Genomic DNA, 25,116 nt, shown 5'->3' on the forward strand with positions numbered 1-25,116 from the left:
ATTTGGAGTCTCATACGTCACTTCAGGAACTTACAAAACTTTCCCATACCTATTATGAAAGGCAGTGGATGTATGCCACTGCTGGAAATCTTTCGGCACGCACTGGTGAACAGTTTTGGATCACTGCTTCTGGAAAACACAAAGGAGAACTAACTGACAAAGACTTTGTTTGTGTATCTGTTGCCGATGGGTCTTTGGTTTCCGCAAGGGAGGGGTTAAAACCCTCAGCAGAAACTAGCATCCATCAGGTGGTCTATTCTCAGATTCCTGATGCAGGTGCCGCCCTCCATGTCCATACCTTAGATTCCAACTTACTTGAGTTTGGTGTAGGAAAGGAAGAGGGCTTTCGCGATTTTCCTCTCCCACCAATCGAGATCATCAAGGCCTTTGGGATCTGGGATGAAAAACCAAATCTTAAGTTTCCTGTTTTTTACAATCATACCCATGTCCCGAGCATTGCATCGGAAATCAAACGTTACATAGAAACCAAAGGTAGTCCCCAAGTTCCTTTTTTACTCATCGAAGGTCATGGCCCTACAGTTTGGGGAAAGTCGGTGGCTGAGGCCAATAAACATTTGGAAGCAGTTCATTTCCTTATGCAAGTGATGGCTAGGCGGATATGAAGGAAGGGGCCCATGTGTATATTTTTGGAATTGGTTCCGGAATTGGACAAGGGCTCCACAAACGTTTTTTAGAAGACAGGTCCGTCTCAGTTTTTGGATTTTCGAGAAAGGGGAAAGAGATTCTTGAATCTTTCACAAATGCAGAAAAAGGAACTTTTTCCTTTGATGCCACAAATCAGAAAGACCTGCGAACGTTTGAGATTTCCCTTTCGGAAAAATATGGATCAAAAAGAAACCCCAACCAACCCTCATTAAGAGAAACGGATCTTTGTGTTTACTTTGCATTGGGAGATGGCCTTTTTGGGCCCATTGATTTACTGAAAAAGAAAGATCTAGAAGCGCATTTTCTATTGAATGTACAAGCTCTTCTATTGATTTCAAAAGCCTTTTCTCCTTATTTGCCTTTTTTTCAGAATACAACTTTTGTTTTTTTAGGCTCCACGGCTGGGAAACAGGGATTTCCAGATTCTGCTGCTTATTGTGCCTCCAAACATGCCGTTCTCGGAATCGCTCGGGCGCTCAGGGAAGAGTGGAAACCCTTGGAAACCAAGGTGGTACATGTCAGCCTTGGGGCCGTGGCGACCGAAATTTGGGACACAAGACCCCAGTTTGACAAGAATGATATGGTTTCTATTTCGGACATTTCCGAGTATTTGTGGAGTATTTCCCACTTGCCTAAATCTATCTTTGTCGATGACTTATCCATTACCCCAAAAAAAGGAATCTTATAGTTTCCATGGAATTCAAGGAATCGATTGTACTCGTGACCGGTGGCAGTGGCGGAATTGGAAGGGAAATCGTTCGTACCCTTGTCCTTGCGGGTTTTTCTGTCTGGAACCTGGATAAAGTCCGGCCCACATCTCCCATTTTACAGGAGACTTTTAGAGAAGTGGATTTGGCAGAAACTCCCTTTGTAGTGGAGAGAAGCCTTTCCAAAATCATCCAAGAGAGTTCGGATGCCGGGGATCTATATGGTTTGGTCCACAATGCCGGATTTGGTGGGCCGTATCATCCTATCACAGAAGTTTCTGCGGAAGAATGGGAATCCATTTTCCGGATCAATTTAAATTCTCTGTTCCTTCTCTCCAAATTAACCTTGCCCATTTTCAAAACCCAAAGTTTTGGGCGCATTGTTGCCATCGCTTCTTCTTTATCCCTTGTAGGCTCTGCAAACTCTGTGGCTTATTCCTCCTCCAAACATGGGTTAGTTGGTTTCATTCGCTCCATTGCCGATGAATGGGGGAAGTTTGGAATTACGGCCAATGCATTGAGTCCCGGTTATGTGGATACTAATATGGGAATCCAAGAAGACCAGGTGTCCGATCATAAAACAAAAATTATAGAAAAAACACCCGTTCGGCGAATCGCAGAACCTTCCGAAATTGCTCGTGTCGTCAATTTCCTCCTACAAAAAGAATCCGGATACATTTCTGGATCGAATTGGACTGTTGATGGCGGACTCACTGCTATCTAAATTATGAGAATATCACCTCCACACGATCACTTCTTACAACTCACCACCAAAGAAACCTTAGGAAGGTCTTCGGGGATCATCTTACAAAAAGAAGCTTTGTCCATTATGAAAACAGTGGAGATCCAAAGTTCGCGTGAAAATATTGAAGCCGGTCATTTGTTCCGGCCTACTGATTCCAATTTCGAAAAACTAAAATTAGATCGTGAAACTGCTCTAGATGCTATGTGGCAACTCATTGATTATGGACTTACCACTCAACTTTTTGAAATCAAATTTGATGCCGATGTGGGTGAATTACGTTTAGTTACCTTTCTCGTGGGACTTCCAGGGGGAATGCCTTTAGAAGAACCTTATAAATTACTGATCACAAGATCTACGGATCATTTGTTCCAATACATCCAAGCCAAACGTATTTTAACAGAGGATACTTGGAGAACAGTCCTTAACAAACTTGCAGACATTGACTATAAAGAAGAGAAAGGCACCGGTGATGAGTTAGACCGGTTGTTGGAACCAAAACAATTTCCCTTACAACCGTCAGCTGAAATGTTGAAACGTTCTCGTGGACTCATGATCGATGAATTTGAAGCCGATCCAAGGATCATTGTGCTTCCTCATGTCGGGTTTTATTCAATACCGGAAATGGAAGCGGCCAATTTTTTACATATCGCCAATGAGTATTTGATGACCAAAGTAGAACCTTTGGCCAAGGCTTTTGATACAGAAATTCGATTGGCCTTTGATCGGATTCAATCCGCAACACCGGTAAGTGGGAATACCGAGCCCAGTGAAATTGATCTGATTCGTTCCAAAATTGAAATGTTATATGGCTTTAAGGAAATTCTAAAAGAAAACGGCTTTTATCCTTTAATTCATAATTTGCGAAAAGTGGCTGAGATGGCGGCCAAATATGTTGAACTTGAAAAAAAAAGGGAAGTAGACAGACTCCTTAAAGTTTATATGAAGATGTTGGATAGCCAGTTTGACTTTGATTCTAGACTTCTTCGAATCAATTTGGAAAAAGACAACGAACATGATACCATCATTGTGGATCTTTTAAGAAAAAATCCCAAAGTCCTTTCTGCAGAATGGCATGACCAAGACGCAAAGATTGCTGTCTTTGTAAATAACAACCAAAACAATATCAAAGACATTAACCACTTAATTTTTCAAAACTATCGGTTCACTACAGAACATATTTTGTATTTGAAGGCCATCATTGAATTAAATGAAAAAGAATTAAAACCTATTTTCAAAGATGATGAGTTTGTAAAAACCTATGGTAAAAATCTCCAGTCCGTTTATTTTAAATACATTCCTTGGTTTTACAAACTTTTTTACTTTTTAGGTGTCACTCCCATCGTAAACTCAGGTTATGCGAAAGCAAAATCAATTCTTACTTATGCACAGATGGACCGCCAATTTTTGTATCAAAAACGCAGGGAAAGTTTTTTTAAAAAGAAACTAAGAGAAAGAGAAGAACGACTCGAAAAAGAAAAAAAACAACAACTGAAAAGAGCTCTTGTTTCGGCTCTCAGTGATGCTTATTTTCAGAAGAATTGTTTACCTTCCGTGGATTGGCTTGGTTCTAACTATCCTGCATTTTCTGCTGAGACCTTAGAGAAAATGATTCCCGATTTTGCTTTTGTATCGACTACTGGGAAATCGGTAAAACCAAATTCCGTCATCCTATTTCCTAATTCTCCAGAGTTTGATTCGCTTAACAAACGTTTGAAGGATCTTTTCAACCAATGGACAAGAGGAGAGGTGGAACCTCCGGAAGAAGATCCTGAATTACTAGTTCAAATTCGCGGTTTGATTTAGAGTCAATACCAACGTTTGATTCTAAAATAAAGTAACATCAGAATCCCTAAAAATCCCATGGCCCCGAGTGCTGAGATAAAACCATATTCCCATTCGAGAGTGGGCATATGACGAAAATTCATCCCATAAATCCCTGCTACAAGAGACATCGGTAACATGATGGCCGTCATGATGGTTAGGATCTTCATAATTTCATTGGTTTTACGAGTCGAGATGGCAATATGAGCTTCAAGAGCTGAGGATATGGATTCGATATTACTATCGACTTGTTCTAAGATACGAAGAGAGTGGTCTCTAACATCTCGAAAGAAGGCATCGGCCTCATCACTAAAAAAACTATTTTTGATTTTTTCCAAATCTTCCAAAACTTCTTTATTTTGCAGCATCCCTTTTTTGATCGAAAGTAGGCTTGCTCGCAAACTATAAACGTTGCTGATATCTAAAGACTTCGCATTCCCAAAAATTTGTTCTTCAAAATGTTCAATCCGTTCTTCGATTTTCTGAGTAATGGCAAGTGTATGGTCTGTTTCTATATCCAAAATTTTGTGAACAATGAATTCATACCCACGAGCTAAAATTTTATTATTCACCTTCCATTGGTCGATGATGTCACCAATACTATCTCGGTAGTCAAGAGTAAGCGAGATGATTTGATTTGGTGTTAAGATGAAGTTAAAGTTTTTTTGTGTGAGTTGGTTTCTTTCAAAATGGAAACCACGAAAAACAAAAAATATATAATTGGGGAAGATCTCCAGTTTGATTCGGCTATTGGGGTTTAGAATGTCCTCAATAGTAAGTTGGTGGATATCATGTTTTTGGAAGAGAAACATCAGTTTTTCTTCATTCTCTGCAGTGATATGAATCCAATGTTTGGGGTGTCTATGTGAGAGTGGGAGAGGCCTGTCGAGAAGAACTTCATCTTTACTGGATGGAGTTAAAATATAGTTAAAAAGAGCTGGCATTTATACAATATTCCTTAGGAAAAATTCTCGTAGTTCTTTTCTGTCATCGGAGGAGTCTTCTGCTATCACAAATTTTCTTGTTTTGTAATACCCAGAAGCGGTAATCATCGATTCTTTGATTTTCCCTGCACGGGAAAGGATGAGATGGAATTTTTCACCAGGCCCTAAATTTTTCTCCAATTTCTGCAGGGAATTTGTGGTGGCTCGTTTCCCATTGATGGCAAGGATTTCATCATCTAACATCAAATCAAAGGAGTCTACGTCAGACTTGTGAAGGAGTTTTTGAATGTAAAGGTTTCCATTTTTTTCCTTTGTTTTGAATCCGGTGTCGCCAACCATATCAGTTTGGATTCTTTGGATACCAATGATATCTAAATAATAGTCCACAGGGATTGGTTTCGGGTATTCTAAGTATTGATTGAACTCAGTTTTAAGATCTACGCCCGTGACTTCTTTTACTGTATCGAAAAATTCTTGTTTGGTGAATCCTCTTTCTTTAGTTTTAACAAAAACTTCATTTAGTTTTTGAAACACATGACGGATTGTTTTTTTTTCTTTTGATTCTTTGAGTAAAAATAAATTCATACATAAGGCGATGACTCCACCTTTGGTATAATAGGAAACAGTGATGTTGTGGCTATTTGCGTTCCGTTTGTAATACTTTGTCCAGGCAGTAAAAGATGATTCTTCCAAACTCATCCACGAATCTGCTTCATTGTCTTCTCGAGATAATATATCTGATTGAAGTTTAGATAAGTATTCTTCTTTCGAAAGAAATCCGGAATGATAAAGAAAGTAAGCGTCATAAAAACTAGTAAATCCTTCGGCAATCCACAACTCGCGGGTTAGGTTTGGTTTTTGGTAATCAAATGGGCCAAGTGCGATCGGGCGAATCCGTTTTATATTCCAAAGATGGAAGTATTCATGAGATAAAAGTTCGAGTAATTTTTTATACTCTTCCTCATCATAAATCAGTTCCGGGTTGAAATAATTGATGCTAGAAGCTCTATGTTCCAGACCACCATAGGCAGGCAGACTCAAATTGAGAACAAATAAGTAGTAGGGATTGGGTGAGTCCATCATCCAATCTATTTGTGTTTCTGTAATTCGTTTTAGATCCAAAGCCAGTTTCGTTTTGAAGTCAAAAGTCACATCACCTTCCACAAGTAATTCGTGTTTGGTGGTTCCTGCTGTAAAAAAGACGGAGTTTTGTCTACTCAAGTGGAAGGGGGAATCGAATAGTTCATCAAAATTTTCTGATAAAAACAAATGATTGTCTTTTTCGCTACGAGTCAAACTCGAATATACATAAGGAAAATGATTAGAAACTTGAAATTGAATGGTAGATGGTTGCTCTAGTTTCCCTTCCGGATACAAAAACAAAGCAGGGGAATTGATAAATCCAAACTCTGTTTCTAAATAATTTGTCCTTACAGTAAAGTCTTCAAAGGCATAAATAATATAGGAAATTTCGAACTCGGTTGGTAGATTTTTCAATTTCCATCGATGTAGATCTACCATTTCCCAAGGAACACTTTCTCCTGTTTTTGAGTTTTTCACTTCGAACTTATGAAGGTGGGTTCCATAGTCCCGAATCATATAAGAACCAGGGGTCCAACTGGGCAAACAAAAACTCATTTCCGCCTCTTCCGTTTTGACACGGAGTCTAACCTGGAAGTAGTGTTTGAAGAGGTCAAAAATGGAGACTTCAAAATCCAGCTGGAGCGAGTTAGATTGGTCTATTTTACTTAAGGTTTTTTCCTCTTGTTCTTTTGCCATGGTTACGCTATCTTCTTTTATTTTTAGTTTTGATCAAATGTTTTCTTGACGTTTTTTCTTTATAGTACTAGAAAAGGCATAGCTAAGGTATGAGCAAAGGAGGTGGTCTATTTGGATAGTAGTTGTTACAACAAAAGATTTTTGACTCGCGAGGTGGCTGGGCAATAACGCCTCTAGCTTTGTTGCAAAACCGACCAGACACAGTCTTTCCAAGTTCCAAACGGGTGGTCTCCTTTGGGCTTATGCAGTCGCTTGGAAAGATTCCTTTGATTTTCTTCTCTGGCAATTCCGTACCATGGCGCATCGTCTTTGTTAATGTTCATGGGTAGCGGCAATGTGATGATTCATTAATCCCTATAGGTTGAATTTTAATAAAATTTCCGATAATTTGGAACTAATTCCTGTCATGCGAAGTGAGTTAGCAGACATTGTTTCCGATTGTTCTGATAAAACTTGCGAACCATTGGAAATATTGATGGTCATATTGGATAGTTCGAAGGTCGCTCTTTTTTGTTCTTCTGTGGATTGTTGGATGGATTCCACAAGGGAAGTAATTTCTTCAATTTCTGCATAAATTTGGTCAGTTCTTGTTTTTTGGTCTTGGATGAGAGGAACAATATCTTGGGCTTTTTCGAAGATCACTGAAACTTCTCTGATAATCTCTCGAAGTAAATCAATCAGTTTTGTGACTTGGTTGCCTCCGTTTTGGATGGAATCTAAAGCTTCTTCCGAGAGTGTATTGATCTGAGATACTGATTCTGCTGCTTGAGAAGCCAGTTTGGAAATCTCCTCGGCTACAACGGCAAACCCACGGCCCGATTCTCCAGCTCTCGCCGCTTCAATCGCAGCGTTTAAGGCAAGTAAGCTTGTTTTCTCTGAAATATTGGAAATGACATCCGAAAATTCTGTGATGGCTAAAGACTTCTCTTGGATTTCTTCAATGGCTTTAGAGGTAAGTCCTGCCATATTTCTTCCTTCTTCTGCTTTTTGATTGGCAGCCACAGCAATTTCTCCAAAGGATTCTACTTCTGTTGTGATTTTTTGAACAAGCGTTTGGATCGCATGCAGTGAAGTATGAATGGATTTGGAATTGTTTACTGCCTGTTCCACATTGGCGTTGATGGTTTCGGAAGATGCATTTAGTTCTTCTACGGTGGCACTTGCTTCTTCCGAGGATGCGGCTTGGCTCTGGGCCAAATCAGAAAGTTCAATGATTGTGTTCTCCATAAATCGGGAGGTGTCTGTTAAGTCCGACCCAGAAGTTTGAGCTACACTCAAGATATGCCGAATGTTTGTTACCATGGCCACAACCGCTTCAACAAGATTGCCGATTTCATCTTTTTTATCATCAGCTATTTCTTTCGATAAATTGCCGTTAGCTGCATTCTTTGTAAATCGAATCAACGATTGTAATCTTCTATCAACTAACTTACGAAAAATAATCACATTCGCTAAAGTGGAAAAAAGAATGCCAGTGATCCCAAGTCCTAAGGCAATCCAAAAAATAAACTGAATTTCACTTGTGATTTTTGCTTGCGGATAAGAAACACGGAGTGTCCAAGGTGCTGTATTTTCTACCAGTTGGATTGGTAAACTCACATGGAAGTAGTCAGAATCGGAATAAGTTTGTCTTTGTTTAGAGGACATGGCTAGGTTGATATATTTATCTTCTTCGTCTTTCCACTTCACATCCTTGGTCTCTGGATTGAGGCCATTGAATAATACATAACCGTTACTTGCGACAAGAGTGATTTTTACTGTTCCCTCTAGAATTTTTAAGTTATGCAGGTAAGTTCGAATGGTTTCTAAAGAAAGATCAGCCCCGGCAATTCCAATAAAGTTTTGGTTCCGAATCACCGGATAAACAAGAGAGATCATGGTCACATCTTTTCCATCGACTTTATAGTCAAAGGGTGGGATGAGTTCGACTTTTTTATTTTTTTTTGGCAGTTGGTAAAAGTCGGATTCGGGAAGGTCAAACCCAACCACGGGTTCGATGATAATTTTACCATTTGATTTTACGGAATAGGGAATAAATCGGCCTGAATTATCGTGATATTTCGTATTACGGTAGTTAGAGTCTTTCCCATCGAAGGCGTTGGGTTCAAATACAACATAAGTACCGAGGATGGAGTCGTTGGAAGAAGTCATCACATTTAAAATTCGGAACACTCGTTCTCGATCGAGAAGATTTGGTTCTTGTAAAATTTGTTTTAATAAATAGGCTTCGTTAAGTGGTCCAGATAAATAGTCACCCACATCCAGAGAAATTTTATCTGCGAGGACAGATATATTTTCCAAAGCATTTTCTTTTGCATTTTTGTATATGACATAAGAGATAAGTGTGAGAATTACCCCCAACGAAAGAAGGGTGATGATGGATGAACCTAATGCTAACTTCTGTTTGATGCTCATTCTCTTGGGTTTCTTTTCCTAAGTGAATGTTACCTTATGTAAAATTAATTGTTTTCTCAACTCATTTCTAAAAAGGCCTCTAGTTTTTCTGGGTATTGGCTTACTCCTAACAAATTTCCATCACTATCCCAAAAGTATGCAGTGTAATCCGTTTGTTTTTGGATTTTTACTTGGCTTAGAAACTGAATCCATTCGGCTCTATCTTTTTCCGAAAAAGAAAAAACTAGAGCTCGAGGGGACTTTTTTTCTCCTTCTTCTAACATAAGAATGACCGAACCAAATCCAATCCAAACGGAACGGACCTCTCCCGATTCGTAATAGAACTCCTGGATTTTTTTTGCTCCAGGGATTTTGAGGTAAAATTTGGCTAAATGGGTAGGGTGGGGTGTGCCTATGGCAATATGGTGGATCATTTTTTTGTTTTCAAATCCCTTTCTAAAAAAGAAGCTAACATGAAATCTATGTATCGGAGTTTTTCATGAAAAAATCCCTCATTTTGGCGCTCGCTCTCGGGCTTTTCTTGGCGAATTGTAAATCCAAAGTGTATACCCAAGAAGAGTGTGAGTCTGCTCTCGCTAGCACGTTCACTCAAATCGAAGAAGAAGCTAAAAAGAATCCAGCGGCAGCACCAGTTCTCGCAGGATTACAACAAGGTAAACAAAAAATGATCGATCAGTGTATGGAAGGAAAATTTGATCCAAACTGTTTGAAAAATGCCCCAGGTTTTGCTGGCATTATGGGTTGCGTAAAAAAATAATTCTACAGATCCTACCGGGGACTTTCGTTCCCGGTTTTTCTTTCTTCCTCTAAACTTTCAAAACCTCCAGGTTCTGCATAACATCCATGAGACCGGTAGGGTCCATCTTCAAAAAATCGAATTTCCTGAGCATATCTTTTTCCTTCTCTTAAACATTGTTTGCAAATAAAAGGTCGAATTGCCCAGTCCTCACATTCTTCTGGCCGAAAACTTGGAAACACACGTAACAAGGGTTTGGAAATTTCATCCGCAGGCTTTGCCCAAAGGACAAAACCAGAAAGGATAGAGATTCCAAGTGCCAAATTTAGTTTCATTCAATAAAACTATCGGGATTTCTTGCGTTTTTCAGGATGGGTTTGTGAGAGAAAATGCGAGTACAGAATGGAAAGGGGTGGTGCTTGTTCTGATGGGAGCACTTTTATTCAGCGCTAAGGCTGTCGTAGTAAAGCTGACCTACCGGTATGAAATTTCAGCCATCGGATCCTTATTTTTTCGGATGTTGTTTGCCTTTCCTTTTTTGGCATGGATTGCCTGGAAGGCAGAAAAAGAAGAAGGGAAAACCATACTTACTAAAAAAGACATTTTGAATGTTCTTCTTATGGGAGTTGTGGGTTATTACTTAGCAAGCCTATTTGATTTTTTGGGACTGAAGTACATTAGTGCTGGGCTTGAACGAATTATTCTTTTTATTTATCCCACTCTTGTTGTGATTTTATCTTTTTTATTCTTAAAAAAGAAAATCCATATCCGAGAAGTGTTTTCTCTCGTTTTGACATATACTGGAGTCTTTTTGGCCTATGGACAAGATGTTCAATTAGGTTCTGCGAAAGATGTGAGTTTGGGTGCATTTTTTATTTTACTTTCCGCTCTTACTTATGCCATTTATTTAATGGGGAGTGGATCCATCATTCCAAAGTTAGGTGCTAGAAAATTTACTGCTTGGGCTTTGATTATTTCTTCTTTTGCAGTATTTATTCATTTTGCAATTTTTGGTTCTTTTAAAGAGCTCATCCAACCATTTTCTTTTTATGCCTTGGCTTTTGTTATGGGGACTGTGAATACAGTTGTCCCTGCCATTTTTGTTTCGGAAGGGATTAAACGTGTTGGCAGCAAAACAGCCGCTATAGTCGGTTCTGTTGGACCAATGTCGACTCTTTTTTTGGCTTATTGGTTACTAGACGAACCGATAACTATACTACACGGTATTGGTACTTTATTCGTACTCACGGGAGTTTTTTGGATTAGTACGGCAAAAAAAGCAAAAGAAGTGTCAGTTTAGGAAAGAATTTTCCTTTCCAATTGTTACCATAGGTAGAGAATCAATGTTCTATATGAAGTTACGAAATCTGCTGCTTATACTCGTATTTGTCACAACAGCGTCGCAAAGCGAACTGTATGCACAATTTACTTGCGAAGGATCGGCCTGTAGTTTTTTGCCACCAACACTTACGGAAGCTGGGAATGGTTCCCTTAAAAAATTTGAAACGGGATACTTAAACGAAGTTCTCAAAACAAATTTAGAAGCTGGTTTTCTTGCCAACGTAGGTGCAAGTAATATTGGAACAGGAACTGTCCGTCGCATTCAATTCGGAGTCAGTGTTTCTGCAGCTGGATACAAAAAAGACGATATCCAAATCAAAGATGACTATATCAAATACCCGAAACTACCAAACGTTGGTGGTGCTGCCATTCCTTCATTCCATTTAGATATCAACCCAGGTTGGTTACTTGGAACCTCTGAAGGTGGTTATGTTCGAAGGATAGGAATTTTTCTACATGGTATGAATGTAGCGATTACGGAAGACCAAATCCAAGCTGCATCTAATAATAAAAATTATGAAGGTCGTATCGCCGTACGGTCGTATGGTGGGATGGTTCGTTACCAATTGATTGAAAAAGAAGGTTTTTTGATGAACCTGATCACTTGGAATGGGATCAATGTGGGTGTGGGCCATCATGTGATGGAGCAAAATATGAGCCTAAGTTACCTAGAAGGTAAAGCTGCCCAAATTGAATTCCAGGGTGTGAAGGGAAAGTGGGGGGGAGATACCAACTTTGCTTTTAACACCAAGGTTCAAACTACAAACGTAGATTTACGTACGGGTCTTGGTGTGTTTTGGATTGCGAACGTCATCGTGGGTGGTGGGTATAGCTGGAACTCAGGAAATAACTCTGCATCCCTCTCTCGCCGTGGTCCCTTTGTTGTTACCCTAAACGATTCCCTTCCTCTGGAACTTCCCCGCGAATACCAAGCCGCCTTGGACAAGGAACTCCTTGCTCAAAGTCCGAACGCAACGCTTGGTTTTCGAGCCAGCGGTGAGTCCCATTCCAAACGGGGGATTGGGTATGGAATTGTGGGATTGGAACTGGATTTATACCTCGTAAAGGTGATTGCGGAAGGATTGTATGGTGGCAAAGATCTCTACTCTGCCAACCTGGGAGTGAAACTCTCTTTTTAGGAAAACTTCGGGGAAATCCATAAAACCTTGCCGTACGGATTGCGGAAATTACCTTGCGTCTTAGGTCTAAGTTTCAATGAAGTTATACAAACGCTACGCAAGGGCATTCACTCTCGCCTCCCAAGTTTTTTCCTTGGGAATCGTGGTTCCCATCGGAATCGCTTTAATTCTATTCTATGTCGATTTAAGTCCCACGCAGATCAAAACTTTCATCGGTGCAACGATCGCCGCAGCCCTTGTAAGTTTGTTACTTCCGTCGTTTATCTTTCCTAAAAAATTAAAAGCAATCAAACAGGGTCTGGTAGAGCTTGAATCTCAAACAGAAAAGGATCCAAAAACCTATGTTGCTGTTTGGAACCTGATTGCCAAAATGCCTGTGGTAGGTGCTCTTGTGGGCAGTGCCCAGTGGGTCTTAGCCTTTCCTATTGTAATAGGTCCCATCCTTTATCTTCCCGAGACTAGTAAATCGGATTCCTTTTATATTGTTTGTGTATTGATTCTTACGGCACTTCTCAATGTTGTGTTTTCTTTTATCTTATTGGAAAAAGCATCCCATTTGGTTTTGGAAGATGAGATCTTCCAAGCAGAACTCAAAGAGAGGATTTCTCCTTATTATCGAAACTTAAGAAACACAGTTCCCATTATATTTTCCCTTATGGTGATGGTGTTATCCATTTTCCTTTTGATTTATGCATTCAATGTCAATGCAAAGTCTTTAGAAAAAGCCTTTTCGAACCAATTATACAATTTCAATCAAAGTAATGAAGCGGGTATCAATGTTTACTTTGAGTCCGTGGAAATCAATTTGAAAGAAGTAGCGTCTTTACCCGTAGTTAGGTCTGCTCTTGAAACCAAAAATTACAAACTAGCAGAACCAGTGCTTGCCAAAGTTCTCGGGGATTCGCAACTTCTTTTGGAAAATGCATTCATTGCTTCCTTTGCAGAGGGAGTTCCCATTGTTGCTTCTGGACTTCCCAATGGAGCCAGTATTGGTTATTCCTTAGCTTCCAATCCTGATGTATTGGAAAATATCAATGCTGCCAAAGAAGGGAAAATACATGTGGGGACTGCAGTAAAATCACCATTTAACGGGAATATTGTGATTATGGTGACAAGTCCTGTAAAGAGTGCCAATGGAACCATTGTTGGTATGGCAGGAATGCCATTTCTTGTAGGAAAAGCAATGGAGTCCTTCCTTAAAAACGTAAAAATCGGGACGACTGGATATTCTTTCCTACTCGATAAAAAATCTACTATGGTTTACCATCCCAACCCCAAATACTTGATGCATAGTTTTAAAGATTCTGAATTTGAAACTTTGGCAAAAAATGCTGGGGAAACAGAATCTTTTCGTAACCCTTGGGAAGGATCTACCTTCTTACTAAGAAGAAAGGTAAGTGAAAAGTATGGCCTCCAATTTTTCTCTACGATTGATTTAAAAGAAATTGAGGTGGAAAGTTTATCTTCGCTTCGGGGTCTAACGGTGATTAGTATCGTTGGGGCAGCACTCATTGCACTTGCTATTTATTTATTGTTTACTGCTAGATTTAAACCAATGAAAACCATTGGAAAAATTCTACAAGACATTGAAGTTGGGGATCTTCGCCACAATGCAAAAATGGAATCCTCTGATGAGTTTGCAAGGCTTGCTCGTGGCTTAAATGCTACTTTAAAACAAATTTCTGAAGTGGTTGGTTCTAATCAGGTGTTTTCGGAAGATTTGGCATCATCCGCAGAACAAATGTCAGCTTCATTAAATATGCTTTCTTCCAATGCCCAAACACAAGCTGCTTCTGCAGAAGAAATTTCTGCTTCAATTGAAGAGATTTCAGCAGCAGTACAAAACGTAGATGCACAGGCAGAAGACCAGTTCCGCAAAGTGGATTTTTTGAAATTAAAAATGGCAGAACTTTCCAGTTTGATCGAAGCGACCGGAAGGCAAGTAGGGAAGGCATCTAAGGATGTAACTCTGATTTCCGAAGAAGCAAAATCTGGCCAGGCTTCTCTAGATTCGATGAGAAATTCCATTACTAAAATTAGCAATAGTTCTGAAGAAATTGGAAGTGTGATTGAAATCATCAATACTATCTCGGAACAAATCAACTTACTTGCGTTAAATGCTGCCATTGAAGCCGCTCGTGCTGGTGTGTATGGAAGAGGATTTGCGGTGGTTGCGGATGAAATTGGGAAGTTGGCAGAAAAAACAGCAAGTTCAATCGGTGATATTGGAGAACTCATCCAAGCCAATGAAAAGGAAATTGAAAATGGTCGTGAAAATATTGAAACAACCATCTCACTTATCCAAAGAATCATCCAGGGAGTGAGTTCCTTCAATGAAATGACAGATTCCATTGAGACTAGCACCAAAGAACAACTCATCATCAACCAAAAGGTGGGGGAAGAAGTGGACAAGGTGAACCAAATCAGTCAAGCCATCCGACTCTCTATGGAAGAGCAAAAAAATGCGATCGGGGAAGTGGCCCAGGCCATTTTTAGCATCAACGATTTGACCCAAGGCACAGCGGCGGGGCTCGAAGAGATGACAGCTACCTCCAACGGGATCGCAAATTTAGCGGAAACCCTTAAAAGGAAGATCAATTTCTTTAAAATCTCCTAAATTTTTCTATATTTTGCTTGCCTGAGTCTACATATCAAGATTTCTTGATATGTAGATATCTTGGATATGGCAACAGAAACCCTTTCTCAATCTAGGCCCTCTGGTCACCTGCTTTCCGCAACCAAAGCCATATCCGATGAAACACGGATTCGGATCCTACATATCCTCAGTTTTGGCGCTTTTTCTGTAAACGAAGTGGTGGAAATTTTGGGGATGGGCCAGTCTCGGATCTCACGCCATTTAAAAATACTCACTGAGGCTGGCCTCATTGGGTCGCGCCGGGAAGGAAGCCTTGTTTATAGTTTTCTTCCCGAGGAAGAAGATCTAAATCTAAGGTTTCCCCTAGAGCTCACCAAATTATTGTTATCGTATAAAGAAGACCTTCCTTCTCGGGAGCGGGATCAAAAAATGGTCCACCAAATTCTGGAGACTAGGGACCGAAAATCAAAATCCTTTTTTGATACCGTAGCCGAAAGTTGGGAAAAGTTACAAGAAGAGACCTTACATCCCAAACTTTACCGTTCTTGGATTTTGCAGGAGCTTCCCAATTGTGAAAACATTTTGGATTTGGGTTGTGGGCCTGGCGGGCTCATTCCTTTTCTTTTGAATAAAGCCAAACATGTTACGGGAGTGGATAACTCTTCTAAAATGATTGAAAGTGCTTCCGCCAATTATGGAAAAAATCCCAGCGTAAGTCTCATTCAAACTCCTATGGAACATTTGCCACTCGCAACTCATTCCTGTGATGCGGTTGTTGCCTCCATGGTCATGCACCATATTTCTCATCCACCCACGGTGCTCGAAGAAGTGGCAAGGGTACTAAAACCAGGTGGGGTTTTGTGTATTGTTGATTTGGGAAAACACAACGCGGAGTATATGCGTGATAATTTTGCGGACCTATGGCTTGGGTTTGAACCAGAATTATTTGAGTCTTGGTTGTCCAATGCCGGATTTCGCGTCGGATCAATGAATGAGATCCAAACAGAATCAAGTTTTAAAATTTTAACTATCAAAGCAACAAAGGAAGAAGGAGGACACTATGTCCACAGCAACTGAAACAAAATCGGAAAGATTGCCATTTAAAGTGAAGGATATCTCTCTTGCAGAATGGGGAAGAGAAGAGATCATTTTGGCAGAAAAAGAAATGCCGGGCCTTATGGCTCTTCGTAAAGAATTCGGAACTTCTAAGCCACTGAAAGGGGCTAGAATTTGTGGATCACTTCACATGACAATCCAAACAGCGGTTCTAATTGAAACCTTGGCTGCATTAGGTGCTGACATTCGTTGGTCCTCGTGTAACATTTTTTCAACGCAAGACCATGCAGCAGCAGCCATTGCAAAAGTAGGAATCCCTGTATTTGCATGGAAAGGTGAAACAGAAGAAGAATACTGGTGGTGTATTGAACAAACACTATTTTTTGACGGTGGTAAAGGACCAAACATGATCCTTGATGACGGTCATGATCTAACTCATTACATCCATGAAAAATACCCACAACTTCTTGCAGACATCAAAGGTGTTTCTGAAGAAACAACTACAGGTGTAATCGCACTTCATAAAAAATTGAAAGCGGGAACTCTTAAAATCCCTGCAATCAACGTAAATGACTCAGTCACAAAATCAAAGTTTGATAACCTTTATGGTTGCCGTGAGTCTCTTGCTGACGGAATCAAACGCGCCACAGACGTGATGCTTGCTGGTAAAGTAGCACTTGTTTGTGGATATGGTGATGTAGGAAAAGGTTCTGCGGCATCCCTTCGTAACTTCGGTGCGCGTGTGATTGTGACTGAAATCGATCCTATTTGTGCTCTTCAGGCAGTGATGGAAGGATACCAAGTTCTTCGTGTGGAAGATGTGATTGAAAACGCAGATATCATTGTAACGGCAACGGGAAATGATGATATCATCACTCTCGAAAACATGAAAGCAATGAAAGATGGTGCCATTCTTTGTAACATTGGTCACTTTGATACAGAAATCCAAATGTCTCGTTTGAATTCTGAAAAAGGTGTGATCAAAAAAGAAATCAAACCGCAAGTGGATAAATACACTTTCCCTAACGGTAGATCTATTATCGTTCTTGCAGAAGGTCGATTGGTGAACCTTGGTTGTGCTACAGGCCATCCATCTTTCGTAATGTCTAGTTCTTTCACAAACCAAGTTTTGGCTCAGATTGAACTTTACACAACAAAATATGAGTTAGGTGTACACCGCCTTCCAAAACATTTGGACGAAAAAGTAGCAGCACTTCATTTGGAACAATTGGGAGTTCGTTTGACAAAACTATCTCAAAAACAAGCTGATTATATCAGTGTTCCACTCGAAGGTCCTTACAAACCGGACCATTACCGATACTAAAAAAATCGCCCTTTTTGGAAAAGTCCGAAAGGGGCAATGGAGTTTCTCATGGCTTATGTTGTAACTGAAATTTGCGTTGATTGTAAATACACAAGTTGTGCAGCAGTTTGTCCGGTAGAGGCTTTTCATGAAGCTCCGGACACTTTGTACATTGATCCGGACACTTGTATTGACTGTAATGCTTGTCAATATGAATGTCCAATTGATGCGATTTTCCCGGACTATGATGTTCCGGAAAAACACAAACCTTCTATTGAAGTGAATGCAAAAGAAGCAAACAAATTCCCGGTAATTGTAACGACTAAACCACCTCTTAAAGGTGCCAAGTGTTCCGACCCGAGTAAATAAAAAGATCTATGGGTGTATGGCTAAATCCATGCGCCCTTTTACTATATACTAATATAATTATATGAAATTTGAATATACCAATCCTTCCTCTAAATCCCTTTTAAAACTAATTAATGAGAGAATTCTCGTTTTAGATGGTGCTATGGGCACCATGATCCAAAGACATACTTTGGAAGAAGATGACTTCCGTGGAGATCGATTTAAGGATTGGCCCTGTTCCATTAAAGGGAATAATGATGTTTTGGCGATCACAAGGCCCGATATCATTGAATCGGTCCACTTGGAATACCTTGAAGCCGGTGCCGACATCATTGAAACCAATACATTTAGCTCCAACATAGTCTCTCAAGCCGACTACCAAATGGAGTCTGCAGTTCGGGATCTAAACCTTGCGGCCGTAACTTGTGCTAAAAATGCAGTCGCCAAATACAAAGAAAAAACTGGGAAAACAGATGTATTCATTGCGGGTTCCATTGGGCCTACTGTGAAAACTGCCTCCCTTTCCCCGGATGTGAATAATCCGGCCTTCCGTGCTGTCACCTTTGATGAGTTAGTGGATTGTTTTTATGAACAAGTCTCAGCTCTTCTCGATGGTGGAGTGGATTTACTTTTACCAGAAACAAATATTGACACCTTAAATCTTAAGGCTTGTATTTTTGCGATCGAGAAGGTGTTTGAAGAACGTCAAATTCGAATTCCCGTAGTACTATCGGTGACGATTACCGATGCCTCTGGTAGAACACTTTCCGGCCAAACAGGAGAAGCATTTTATATATCGATCAAACATGCAAAAGCCCTCGCCGTTGGAATTAATTGTGCGCTCGGTGCCGGGGAGATGCGCCCCTATATAGAAGAACTTTCTCGTGTAGCGGATTGTTATGTGTCTTGTTACCCGAACGCAGGTCTTCCCAATGCCTTTGGTGGGTATGACCAAACACCAGAAGAGTTCGGTGGTTGGATGAAGAACTTTGCAGAAGCAGGATTTTTAAATATTGTGGGTGGATGTTGTGGAACAACCCCGGACCATATCCGAGCTGCTAAAGAAGCTGTGTCGGGCATTGCGCCTCGTCCCCTAAAAGAACAACCGAAAGTCAGTACGTTTGCGGGTCTTGAACCATTAAAACTCACGAAAGACCAAGGGTTTATCAATGTGGGGGAAAGAAATAACGTCACTGGATCTCCGAAATTCAAAAAACTTATTTTAGATGGAAATTTCGAAGAGGCGGTCCAAGTCGCTCTCCAACAAGTGCAAGCGGGTGCGAACATCATCGACATTAACTTTGATGAGGCTCTCCTGGATGGAGAAGCTTCCATGACTAAGTTTTTAAACTTAATTGCCGGCGAACCAGACATTGCTCGAGTTCCTTTTATGGTGGATTCTTCCAAATGGTCAGTGTTACTCGCTGGATTAAAATGCATCCAAGGTAAACCCATTGTTAACTCGATCTCTTTGAAAGAGGGAGAGGAAGTTTTTCTTAGTCATGCGCGCACGATCCAAAGATTTGGGGCTGCGGCCATAGTGATGGCATTCGACGAACAAGGGCAGGCGGCAACGAAAGATGACAAAGTCCGTATTTGTAAACGTGCTTATGACCTTCTTGTGGAAAAATTAGATTTTGATCCTACCGATATTATTTTTGATCCAAACATCCTTACTGTTGCGACTGGAATCGAAGAACACAATAACTATGCGATGGATTTTATTGAAGCCACTCGTGAGATCAAAAAAGTTTGTCCCGGCGGCAAAGTCTCCGGGGGCTTAAGTAATATTTCCTTCTCATTTCGTGGCAATAATCCTGTTAGAGAAGCGATGCACTCCGTATTTTTATACCATGCCATCCAAGCAGGAATGGATATGGCGATTGTGAATGCGGGAATGTTAGAAGTTTATGAACAAATCCCAAAAGACTTACTCGAGCTGATTGAAGATGTAATTCTAAATCGTCGCCCCGATGCCACAGAACGTTTGATTGATGCAGCAGCTACCTTCCATGGTGAGGCTAAAGTCCAAAAGAAAGATGATGCCTGGAGGAGTGGATCTGTAGAAGAACGTCTCACTCATGCTCTTGTGAAAGGGATTGATGAATTTGTAACCCAAGATACAGAAGAAGCTCGTACTAGTTTTGCAAGACCCCTTGAAGTGATTGAAGGGCCTCTTATGAATGGGATGAAAGTAGTAGGGGAACTTTTTGGTGCAGGGAAGATGTTTCTACCACAAGTAGTAAAAAGTGCACGGGTAATGAAAAAAGCTGTGGCCTACTTACTTCCTTACATGGAAGAAGAAAAACGAAACCAAAAAGACGAAAGTAAACAAGCTAAATTCCTCATCGCAACTGTAAAGGGAGATGTTCACGATATTGGGAAAAATATTGTGGGGGTTGTGCTTGCATGTAACAACTATGAGGTGATAGACCTGGGTGTGATGGTTCCTTGTGAAAAAATTTTAGAAACGGCAAAAAGAGAAAAAGTGGCTGCGATTGGACTTTCTGGTCTTATCACTCCTTCTCTTGATGAGATGGTTTATGTTGCCAAAGAAATGGAACGCCAAGGTTTCCAAGTTCCCCTTCTGATTGGTGGGGCAACAACTTCCCCGGCACACACTGCCGTGAAAATTGCCGAACAGTATTCCAAGCCTGTGCTTCATGTGATGGATGCGTCTCGCGTTGTGAATGTGATGAACAGTGCACTCAACCCGCAAACAGCAGTGGATTATGCAAAATCTGTGATCGAAGAACAAACCAAAATCCGAGAAGAATTTTATTCTCGTGAGAACGAGAGAAATATCCTACCCATTCAGGATGCCATCAAAAATAAATTCCATGCCAAATGGGATGACTATACTCCACCAAAACCAAGTTTTACGGGAGTAAAAAAAATTGATGATGTCAGTTTAACTGACTTACTTCCTTTTATCGATTGGTCTCCCTTCTTTTTAGCTTGGGAACTCAAAGGTCGTTACCCTCAAATTCTAAAGGATCCAGTGATTGGAAAAGAAGCCACCTCTTTGTTTAATGATGCACAAATCATTTTAAAAGAAATGTTGGAAAACCCGTCCCTCAAACCAAGAGCTGTTGTAGGAATGTTTCCAGCAGTTTCTCATGGCGAAGTGGTTGAAATTTTTGAAGATGATTCTAAGTCCAAATCTTTGGGTTTATACCCGATGTTACGCCAACAGACTGTCAAGATGACTAACCAACCAAACTATAGTTTGGCGGATTTTATCGCCCCCAAAGAAAAAAATAAAAATGACTACATTGGTTTTTTTGCGGTCACGGCTGGGCATGGAATTGAAGAGTTAGCAAAAACCTATGAGGCCAAACAAGACGATTACAATTCGATTTTAGTGAAGGCTCTTGCGGATCGATTTGCCGAAGCCTTTGCCGAATACATGCACCATAGAATGCGCGGAGAATGGGGATTTGGAAAAGATGAAAATCTAACCACAGAAGATCTCATTCGTGAAAAGTATCGCGGCATTCGTCCGGCCCCTGGGTATCCTGCTTGTCCTGATCATACCGAAAAAAAGAAAATTTGGAAACTTCTGGATGTGGAAAAAAATGCCGGCATCCAACTCACAGAATCCTGTGCGATGTGGCCGGCAAGCAGTGTGAGTGGGTATTATTTTTCCCACCCTGAGTCTAGGTATTTTGCCATCGGTAAAATCAACGAAGACCAAGTGATAGAATATACAAAAGACAAAGGAATGGAAAAATCGGAAGTGGAACGATGGTTGTCACCAATTCTCAACTATGACCCATCTCGGAAGTCTAAGACTTAAGTGATGGACGCTTGCGATGTCAAGGGGGATGAGGTGGGTTTATTAAAGAATAATCACAGTCATGGATGGAAATCTGTCGCCAAAGGAACGCTTGGTGGTGGATTCCCTTTCCATTCCAAACTTGCTACTTGGTTACAAGAATACACAAACATACCAAGAGATGCTGAATTAGAAATTCTAGAAGTGAGTTGTGGTGAGGCAAGTTGTCCCACAGAAGAAACCTTAATTGTTTGGAATGAGATACGTGAACCTGCAAACAAACTTGAGTTTCGTATTTCTCGTAGAAAAGAAAATATCTCTAAGATGGATGTGGATTTGTCTTGGAAACGGTTTGTGAGTGAAGCGTAATTGCCCTGCACAAGGGATCGAAAGCGGAAATCCTTTCCTAAATTGGAATAAAATATCGATTTAGAATCATTTGGGAAAGATTGCAGCGTAGAGCCCGGTCGGTGGTTCGATACGATTTTAATTTAGAATCAAATTCGATGTGCCATAAAAAGTAAAGATAGAACCATGGTAGATTCAATGACATTTTTTAAAAATAATCCCAGGTATATATTTCTTATGGATGGATTGGGTGCTATCCTTTCCGCAGTGTTACTTACTCTCGTGCTCCCTTTATTTGTAGACCTACTCGGGATGCCTATAGAAACACTTTTTATTTTATCTATTTTACCCGTAGGTTATGCCATATATTCATTGTTATGTTATCTTACGGATCCGTTCCAGTGGAAGTTTTATTTACGTGTGATTGCGATTGCTAACTTTTTGTACTGTTTGGTGACAATGGTATATCTTGTTTTGAATTTGGAACAAACAACGATCTTTGGTGAATTGTATTTTGTTTTAGAAATGATTGTTGTTGCCGGTTTGGCAACTTTCGAATTGAAAATATCTAGTTAGCGTTAGATGATGGAGCCACAGGCATATAATATTTGAGACCCAAGTTTCCTTGGATTTCCGGTGCCCAAAGTTCATCCAAAGTTCGACCTGCTTCCCTAGCGTTGAGCGGAACTCGAACCATACCTTCAAAAGTTAAATTGCTATTCGAAATGCTGATTCCAGGTGTGATGTAGACTTGCCTTCCCACAAAGTTTGTACGAGAAGGTTCTTGGGCACGGATTGAAGAGTTAAGACGGCTATTGATATCGTTATCAAAACGGTGGAGTTCGGAAAGTTGTAAAAATAATTCCCAACGAGAATTTTTAATAAAAGAAAACAAATTTCGATTGAGTCGGTATTTGATCCTCACTCTTGACTCTGCTATATCCACATAGCCAGAAGCACCTTGGTTCATTGACATTCCCATGCTTAGGCCTAAGTCAAAAGTGAAACCGCTGCGGTAATACACATAAGTGACATTGGGTTGGTAAGAAAGTAGGGCTGAGTTCATTCGTTCGGGGCGGACATCAAAATTCCCTTCTGGATTGCGGTAAGGGTTTGTTGTTGTGAAGGGGATTACGGGTGAAAAAATTTGAATCCCAGCCATTGGGTCGTCCGATTTGGGGAGTTTCCCATCATATCCGAGTTCTAGTTCCTTTGGGAATCGGAAAGGGATAAGGATCGCCAAATTTCCGTTATGTGACCCGCCCACTTGGAATAAAGAAGCTCTTGGATCTGAAAACGAATAACTGGAAAAGAAAGGTAATCCCTGTGCTAAAAGAGTGAGGCTCGTCATAGAGGCGAGAAGGGCAAGTAGTACTATCTTTTTAAGCATCTAAATGCATTTCTGCCTGCTTTTCCTTAGTTTGGCAATGAAATTTGCTTTCCTCTCTCTCTTTTTTTGTTATAAGTTTATCGATGAATGAAAACGATACCAAGGTCGAACAATTTGGTCCTTGCACCATTCCAAACCCAGCGGGGTACGACTACTGGACGGAAGACAACTCCGTCGTTCTTTTCCAAACGATATTTTCAGGGCCTGCTGATGCCAAAAAGACGGTAGAAACCAGTCCCGTTTTCTTTGAACAAGCAGGTCCCAAAGAAAAGATCTACTTTCGCCCGGAAGAAGTCACGGCAGGCATTGTGACTTGCGGCGGTCTTTGCCCAGGAATCAACGATGTCATTCGGGCTCTCGTAATGGAGCTTCACTACCGGTACAAAGTGCCCCGTATTTTGGGCTTTCCCTTTGGTTATGAAGGCCTTGTGAAAAAATTTGGGCATAGGCCGGTTGAACTCACTCCCGACAAAGTGGCTCATATTATGAACTTTGGTGGTTCTATTTTAGGCTCTTCTCGCGGGAGCCAAAATATTGGAGATATGGTGGATACATTATTTCTCTACGGTGTGAAGATGTTGTTTTGTATTGGTGGGGATGGGACACTCCGCGGGGCCCAGGCCATCCAAGAGGAAGTGCGCAAACGAAAGGAAGACATCGCCATTGTGGGGATTCCCAAAACCATTGATAATGATATCAATTATGTTCAGAAGACATTTGGATTTTCGACTGCCTTTAGTAAGGCGGTGGAAGCCGTAAACTGCGCCCATGAAGAAGCCAAGGGGGCACCGAATGGAATTGGCCTTGTGAAACTGATGGGAAGGCATTCTGGTTTTATCGCCGTCAATTCCGCACTGGCTTCTAAAAATGTAAATTTTGTCCTCATCCCGGAACTTGATTTTGATTTAGAAGGAGAAGGTGCCTTTCTCCATGTTCTCAAAGAAAGAGTACAAAGAAGAGGGCATGCTGTGGTTATTGTGGCAGAAGGTGCCGGTCAAAAGTACTTTGAAGACAAAGGGGAAAAAGACCAATCGGGTAACAAGAAGTTGGCGGATATTGGAATTTTCATTAAAGACAAAATCACGGAATATTTCAAAAAAGAGGGAGTCACTCTCAACTTAAAGTACATAGACCCAAGTTATATCATTCGCTCCGTCCCGGCCAATGCTGAAGACTCTGTGTTTTGCGGGTTTCTCGCACAAAACGCGGTACACGCTGCTTTTGCGGGAAGGACGGGATGTGTTGTGGGAATTTGGAACAATGTGTTTACTGTCATGCCCATCTCCCTTGCCATTGCCGAAAGAAAGGTATTACGGCCCGAGAGGAGTACTTTATGGCGAGCTCTCCTTGCCTCGACAGGCCAACCGAATGAAATGAAAGCGAAAGGCTGATCGATAAAGATCAGCTGTTTTCTACTTTTTTTTGAAACTTGAGGATATTGTCCCTGATTTCTTCTTCTTTTTGGTGGAGTTCTTTTAGAAACTCGGTATCCAAAATCATTTCTGGTTTTTTGATGAATTTACTTTCATCATAGTTGTCGATTTCGTATAACAGGTCTTCGATGTTAGATTCAACTTTGACAAGGCTTTGGATGGATTCTACCACCTTTTTATTGACAAAGAGAATTTCTTTGAATCGTAAGATGTAGTGTTGGAATCTATTTTCGCGGATCATCGCTTGGCGTTGCATTTCGCGCACCACTTCGCGTTCTTTTAAAACTTCTTTTTTTTCGACAAGGATTTGGTTTTTGAAAATTCGAATTAGATTTTCTGTTTCTAACTTATAATTTTCAAAACTACTGTTATGATTGTTTTGTAAGTCTTCCATTTGTTTGCGAAAATCTTTTTCTCGCATACGGTCTTGTTCCTTACGTAACTTGTCAGATGTTTGTAGTGCGTTTTTGACGCGCGTTTCGATGACAGCATCTAACATAGCTTTGTGCAGTTTGTCCAATCGTAAGGCCACTGCCATGGCGTATAGAATGCGTTTCATAAAAACTCCTTA

At 40.6% G+C, this 25,116-nt stretch carries 22 protein-coding genes; 15 read left to right on the forward strand and 7 right to left on the reverse strand.

Annotated features, from left to right (window positions below; translation table 11 throughout):
• Nucleotides 1–2: 2 nt before the first annotated feature.
• The 4 genes from mtnB to JWG40_RS11260 are packed head-to-tail and all read left to right on the forward strand — an operon-like array spanning nucleotide 3 to nucleotide 3,921.
• Nucleotides 3–623, forward strand: a complete 621-nt coding sequence (gene mtnB, locus JWG40_RS11245; protein WP_205285891.1) for a methylthioribulose 1-phosphate dehydratase — start codon at nucleotides 3–5, stop codon at nucleotides 621–623.
• Nucleotides 620–1,354 (forward strand): SDR family oxidoreductase, encoded by a 735-nt coding sequence (locus JWG40_RS11250; protein WP_205285892.1) that lies wholly within the window; start codon nucleotides 620–622, stop codon nucleotides 1,352–1,354. Before mtnB ends, JWG40_RS11250 begins: the two co-directional genes overlap by 4 nt.
• A gap of 5 nt (nucleotides 1,355–1,359) precedes the next feature.
• Nucleotides 1,360–2,097: an SDR family NAD(P)-dependent oxidoreductase gene (locus tag JWG40_RS11255; RefSeq protein WP_205285893.1), complete on the forward strand. Its 738-nt coding sequence runs from the start codon at nucleotides 1,360–1,362 to the stop codon at nucleotides 2,095–2,097.
• 3 nt (nucleotides 2,098–2,100) lie between these two features.
• Nucleotides 2,101–3,921: a hypothetical protein gene (locus JWG40_RS11260; RefSeq protein WP_205285894.1), complete on the forward strand. Its 1,821-nt coding sequence runs from the start codon at nucleotides 2,101–2,103 to the stop codon at nucleotides 3,919–3,921.
• Between the two features lie 2 nt (nucleotides 3,922–3,923).
• Here the strand turns inward: JWG40_RS11260 and JWG40_RS11265 are convergent, their stop codons facing one another.
• From JWG40_RS11265 to JWG40_RS11280, 4 genes are all read right to left on the reverse strand, one after another.
• A complete protein-coding gene (locus tag JWG40_RS11265) occupies nucleotides 3,924–4,883 on the reverse strand; it encodes a magnesium transporter CorA family protein (protein ID WP_205285895.1) in 960 nt (319 codons plus the stop codon).
• Nucleotides 4,884–6,662, reverse strand: coding sequence for a M61 family metallopeptidase (locus JWG40_RS11270; RefSeq protein ID WP_205285896.1), 1,779 nt, complete (start codon nucleotides 6,660–6,662; stop codon nucleotides 4,884–4,886).
• 354 nt (nucleotides 6,663–7,016) lie between these two features.
• On the reverse strand, nucleotides 7,017–9,077 hold the full coding sequence (locus JWG40_RS11275; protein WP_205285897.1) for a methyl-accepting chemotaxis protein: 2,061 nt from the start codon (nucleotides 9,075–9,077) through the stop codon (nucleotides 7,017–7,019).
• Nucleotides 9,078–9,133: 56 nt separating this feature from the next.
• Nucleotides 9,134–9,490, reverse strand: coding sequence for a VOC family protein (locus tag JWG40_RS11280; protein ID WP_205285898.1), 357 nt, complete (start codon nucleotides 9,488–9,490; stop codon nucleotides 9,134–9,136).
• Between the two features lie 65 nt (nucleotides 9,491–9,555).
• On the opposite strand from JWG40_RS11280, the gene JWG40_RS11285 reads away from it, so the two are divergent.
• Nucleotides 9,556–9,834 (forward strand): TIGR04454 family lipoprotein, encoded by a 279-nt coding sequence (locus tag JWG40_RS11285; RefSeq protein WP_002975661.1) that lies wholly within the window; start codon nucleotides 9,556–9,558, stop codon nucleotides 9,832–9,834.
• 11 nt (nucleotides 9,835–9,845) lie between these two features.
• On the opposite strand, the gene JWG40_RS11290 is transcribed toward JWG40_RS11285, so the two are convergent.
• Complete coding sequence (locus JWG40_RS11290) at nucleotides 9,846–10,148, reverse strand: hypothetical protein (RefSeq protein ID WP_205285899.1); 303 nt, start codon at nucleotides 10,146–10,148, stop codon at nucleotides 9,846–9,848.
• A 44-nt stretch (nucleotides 10,149–10,192) separates the two neighbouring features.
• On the opposite strand from JWG40_RS11290, the gene JWG40_RS11295 reads away from it, so the two are divergent.
• The 9 genes from JWG40_RS11295 to JWG40_RS11335 all read left to right on the forward strand — a co-directional run bounded on the left by JWG40_RS11295 (nucleotide 10,193) and on the right by JWG40_RS11335 (nucleotide 22,298).
• Complete coding sequence (locus JWG40_RS11295) at nucleotides 10,193–11,113, forward strand: DMT family transporter (RefSeq protein ID WP_205285900.1); 921 nt, start codon at nucleotides 10,193–10,195, stop codon at nucleotides 11,111–11,113.
• Between the two features lie 52 nt (nucleotides 11,114–11,165).
• Complete coding sequence (locus JWG40_RS11300) at nucleotides 11,166–12,293, forward strand: Lsa36 family surface (lipo)protein (protein WP_205285901.1); 1,128 nt, start codon at nucleotides 11,166–11,168, stop codon at nucleotides 12,291–12,293.
• A gap of 76 nt (nucleotides 12,294–12,369) precedes the next feature.
• On the forward strand, nucleotides 12,370–14,910 hold the full coding sequence (locus tag JWG40_RS11305; protein WP_205285902.1) for a methyl-accepting chemotaxis protein: 2,541 nt from the start codon (nucleotides 12,370–12,372) through the stop codon (nucleotides 14,908–14,910).
• 66 nt (nucleotides 14,911–14,976) lie between these two features.
• Nucleotides 14,977–15,966 carry an ArsR/SmtB family transcription factor gene (locus tag JWG40_RS11310; protein ID WP_205285903.1) on the forward strand — a complete coding sequence of 330 codons (990 nt, stop codon included), beginning with the start codon at nucleotides 14,977–14,979 and terminating at the stop codon, nucleotides 15,964–15,966.
• On the forward strand, nucleotides 15,950–17,269 hold the full coding sequence (ahcY, locus tag JWG40_RS11315; RefSeq protein ID WP_205285904.1) for an adenosylhomocysteinase: 1,320 nt from the start codon (nucleotides 15,950–15,952) through the stop codon (nucleotides 17,267–17,269). The genes JWG40_RS11310 and ahcY overlap by 17 nt, the downstream gene beginning before the upstream one ends.
• Before the next feature lie 48 nt (nucleotides 17,270–17,317).
• The gene (locus tag JWG40_RS11320; protein ID WP_002980754.1) at nucleotides 17,318–17,617 is read left to right on the forward strand and encodes a ferredoxin family protein; all 300 of its coding nucleotides are present in this window, start codon (nucleotides 17,318–17,320) and stop codon (nucleotides 17,615–17,617) included.
• Between the two features lie 61 nt (nucleotides 17,618–17,678).
• Nucleotides 17,679–21,395: a methionine synthase gene (gene metH / locus JWG40_RS11325; RefSeq protein WP_205285905.1), complete on the forward strand. Its 3,717-nt coding sequence runs from the start codon at nucleotides 17,679–17,681 to the stop codon at nucleotides 21,393–21,395.
• 33 nt (nucleotides 21,396–21,428) lie between these two features.
• Complete coding sequence (locus JWG40_RS11330; protein ID WP_205285906.1) at nucleotides 21,429–21,743, forward strand: hypothetical protein; 315 nt, start codon at nucleotides 21,429–21,431, stop codon at nucleotides 21,741–21,743.
• Between the two features lie 165 nt (nucleotides 21,744–21,908).
• A complete protein-coding gene (locus tag JWG40_RS11335) occupies nucleotides 21,909–22,298 on the forward strand; it encodes a hypothetical protein (RefSeq protein ID WP_205285907.1) in 390 nt (129 codons plus the stop codon).
• Here JWG40_RS11335 and JWG40_RS11340 read toward each other — a convergent pair.
• Complete coding sequence (locus tag JWG40_RS11340) at nucleotides 22,291–23,112, reverse strand: hypothetical protein (protein ID WP_205285908.1); 822 nt, start codon at nucleotides 23,110–23,112, stop codon at nucleotides 22,291–22,293. The two genes, JWG40_RS11335 and JWG40_RS11340, sit on opposite strands and share 8 nt — an antisense overlap.
• A gap of 83 nt (nucleotides 23,113–23,195) precedes the next feature.
• Here JWG40_RS11340 and JWG40_RS11345 point away from each other — a divergent pair, with 83 nt between their 5' ends.
• Nucleotides 23,196–24,503, forward strand: a complete 1,308-nt coding sequence (locus tag JWG40_RS11345; protein WP_205285909.1) for an ATP-dependent 6-phosphofructokinase — start codon at nucleotides 23,196–23,198, stop codon at nucleotides 24,501–24,503.
• 10 nt (nucleotides 24,504–24,513) lie between these two features.
• Here the strand turns inward: JWG40_RS11345 and JWG40_RS11350 are convergent, their stop codons facing one another.
• Nucleotides 24,514–25,104, reverse strand: a complete 591-nt coding sequence (locus JWG40_RS11350; RefSeq protein WP_205285910.1) for a hypothetical protein — start codon at nucleotides 25,102–25,104, stop codon at nucleotides 24,514–24,516.
• Nucleotides 25,105–25,116: the final 12 nt, after the last annotated feature.

Source organism: Leptospira abararensis (genome assembly GCF_016918735.1).
GTDB lineage: Bacteria > Spirochaetota > Leptospiria > Leptospirales > Leptospiraceae > Leptospira_A > Leptospira_A abararensis.

Bases quoted from the DNA above. Each gene is read 5' to 3' on its own strand.
- JWG40_RS11290 (WP_205285899.1), bottom strand. From the start codon at position 10,148: ATGAAACTAAATTTGGCACTTGGAATCTCTATCCTTTCTGGTTTTGTC.
- JWG40_RS11345 (WP_205285909.1), top strand. From the start codon at position 23,196: ATGAATGAAAACGATACCAAGGTCGAACAATTTGGTCCTTGCACCATT.
- JWG40_RS11260 (WP_205285894.1), top strand. From the start codon at position 2,101: ATGAGAATATCACCTCCACACGATCACTTCTTACAACTCACCACCAAA.
- JWG40_RS11250 (WP_205285892.1), top strand. From the start codon at position 620: ATGAAGGAAGGGGCCCATGTGTATATTTTTGGAATTGGTTCCGGAATT.
- JWG40_RS11300 (WP_205285901.1), top strand. From the start codon at position 11,166: ATGAAGTTACGAAATCTGCTGCTTATACTCGTATTTGTCACAACAGCG.
- JWG40_RS11275 (WP_205285897.1), bottom strand. From the start codon at position 9,077: ATGAGCATCAAACAGAAGTTAGCATTAGGTTCATCCATCATCACCCTT.
- JWG40_RS11310 (WP_205285903.1), top strand. From the start codon at position 14,977: ATGGCAACAGAAACCCTTTCTCAATCTAGGCCCTCTGGTCACCTGCTT.
- JWG40_RS11255 (WP_205285893.1), top strand. From the start codon at position 1,360: ATGGAATTCAAGGAATCGATTGTACTCGTGACCGGTGGCAGTGGCGGA.
- JWG40_RS11320 (WP_002980754.1), top strand. From the start codon at position 17,318: ATGGCTTATGTTGTAACTGAAATTTGCGTTGATTGTAAATACACAAGT.
- JWG40_RS11340 (WP_205285908.1), bottom strand. From the start codon at position 23,112: ATGCTTAAAAAGATAGTACTACTTGCCCTTCTCGCCTCTATGACGAGC.
- metH (WP_205285905.1), top strand. From the start codon at position 17,679: ATGAAATTTGAATATACCAATCCTTCCTCTAAATCCCTTTTAAAACTA.
- JWG40_RS11280 (WP_205285898.1), bottom strand. From the start codon at position 9,490: ATGATCCACCATATTGCCATAGGCACACCCCACCCTACCCATTTAGCC.
- JWG40_RS11350 (WP_205285910.1), bottom strand. From the start codon at position 25,104: ATGAAACGCATTCTATACGCCATGGCAGTGGCCTTACGATTGGACAAA.
- JWG40_RS11270 (WP_205285896.1), bottom strand. From the start codon at position 6,662: ATGGCAAAAGAACAAGAGGAAAAAACCTTAAGTAAAATAGACCAATCT.
- JWG40_RS11305 (WP_205285902.1), top strand. From the start codon at position 12,370: ATGAAGTTATACAAACGCTACGCAAGGGCATTCACTCTCGCCTCCCAA.
- JWG40_RS11335 (WP_205285907.1), top strand. From the start codon at position 21,909: ATGGTAGATTCAATGACATTTTTTAAAAATAATCCCAGGTATATATTT.
- JWG40_RS11265 (WP_205285895.1), bottom strand. From the start codon at position 4,883: ATGCCAGCTCTTTTTAACTATATTTTAACTCCATCCAGTAAAGATGAA.
- ahcY (WP_205285904.1), top strand. From the start codon at position 15,950: ATGTCCACAGCAACTGAAACAAAATCGGAAAGATTGCCATTTAAAGTG.
- JWG40_RS11285 (WP_002975661.1), top strand. From the start codon at position 9,556: ATGAAAAAATCCCTCATTTTGGCGCTCGCTCTCGGGCTTTTCTTGGCG.